Source organism: Melaminivora alkalimesophila (genome assembly GCF_000282995.1).
GTDB classification, from domain to species: Bacteria; Pseudomonadota; Gammaproteobacteria; order Burkholderiales; family Burkholderiaceae_C; genus Melaminivora; species Melaminivora alkalimesophila.
The window spans coordinates 1-1,473 of the sequence record NZ_ALEE01000417.1 but is presented as its reverse complement, the minus strand read 5'-3'; the positions used below and the strand labels follow the sequence as shown (position 1 = coordinate 1,473).

The following is a 1,473-nucleotide window of genomic DNA, read 5'->3' as shown; positions in this document are numbered from 1 at the left end:
GCTGCCGCCGGCGGCAGCGCCGCCAACGAGAGCGGCCAGCTGGAACGCTGCCAGTCGCCCCTGGGCACCGTGTCGCTGGTCGAGAACCAGGACGCCGGCTGGTACACCATCCTGCGCAACGAGTACAAGCTGCCCCCCACGGCCAACCTGCTGCGCCTGCTGATCCAGCAGTCCAACTGCTTCATCGTGGTGGAGCGCGGCGCAGCCGGCATGCGCGCCATGGACCGCGAGCGCCAGCTCATGGGCTCCGGCGAGATGCGCGGCGGCAGCAACTTTGGCCGGGGCCAGATGGTGGCGTCCGACTACGGCTTGTCGCCCGAGATCATCTTCTCGAACAACGACGCAGGCGCCATCGGCGGCGTGCTGGGCGGCCTGATCGGCGGCGGCAGCGGCCGTGCGCTGGCGGCCGTCGGCGGCGGCCTGAAGACGCGCGAGGCCAGCGCCATGCTGACCCTGGTGGACAACCGCTCGGGCGTGCAGGTGGCGGCCTCCGAAGGCAGCGCCTCCAAGAGCGACTTTGCCGGCTTCGGCAGCCTGTTCGGCGGCTCGGCCGGCGGTGGCCTGGGGGGCTACCAGAACACCGCGCAAGGCAAGGTGATCACCGCTGCGTTCATGGATGCCTACAACCAAATGGTTGTGGCGCTGCGCAACTACAAGGCGCAGTCGGTGCAGGGCCAGGGCCTGGGCGGCGGCGGCAAGCTGTCGGTGGACGGCGGGGCGGCTCCGTCGCAAACCAGGGCGGGCGCAGCCATGTCGGTGCGCGAGGCGCAGGAGCGCCTGAATGCGCTGGGCTACAACGTCGGCACGCCCGACGGCTCCGCAGGCCCGAAAACGGCCAAGGCGCTGCGCGAATTCCAGCAGTCCCAGGGCCTGCCCGTGACGGGCCGCCTGGACACGGCTACGGCGGGCGCGCTGTCGCGCTGATCCACCAGCGCCCCTGAAAAAAACGCCAGCGCGGCTCAAGGCCGCGCTGGCGTTTTTGCTTTCAACTATCTTTTTGCTAGCTGCCAGCGCTTGTGCAGCAAGGGCTGGAGGTGGTTTTTCCTATAAACACGCCGAGGCGCGCAGGATTGCCGGGCTCACTTGCCCCGGCTGGCGCGGCTCACGTACAGGGCGACGGCGGCAATCTCCGCATCGCTCAGCGTGCCCTTGAAGGACGGCATGCTGCCGATGCCGTTGCGCATGGCGCGCGTGACGCGGTCGGCGTCGGGCTGCAGCTCGTCCAGCACGGGGCCGATGGCGCCCTCGGCGCCGGCGTCCTTCAGGGTGTGGCACACGGCGCAGGCTGGCGTGGCGGTGTTGAACAGCTTCTTGCCCAGGGCCATCTGGGCGGCTTCATCGGCCAGCGCTGGGCCGGCGGCCAGCAAGAGGGTGGACAGGGCGAGGGACGGCAGTTTTTTCTGGATCATGGTGAATGGCAGGGGCGCGCCGCGGGCCGCCCGGCCTGGTGGCCGGGCCGGGCGGCGGCGGCTG

At 70.5% G+C, this 1,473-nt stretch carries 2 protein-coding genes; one reads left to right on the top strand and one right to left on the bottom strand.

Annotated features, from left to right (window positions below; translation table 11 throughout):
• The coding region (locus A612_RS08060) for a peptidoglycan-binding domain-containing protein (protein ID WP_019373994.1) at positions 1–924 on the top strand (924 nt) is incomplete at its 5' end.
• 155 nt (positions 925–1,079) lie between these two features.
• Here the strand turns inward: A612_RS08060 and sorU are convergent.
• On the bottom strand, positions 1,080–1,409 hold the full coding sequence (sorU, locus tag A612_RS08055) for a SorU family sulfite dehydrogenase c-type cytochrome subunit (protein ID WP_011803506.1): 330 nt from the start codon (positions 1,407–1,409) through the stop codon (positions 1,080–1,082).
• Positions 1,410–1,473 lie beyond the last annotated feature (64 nt).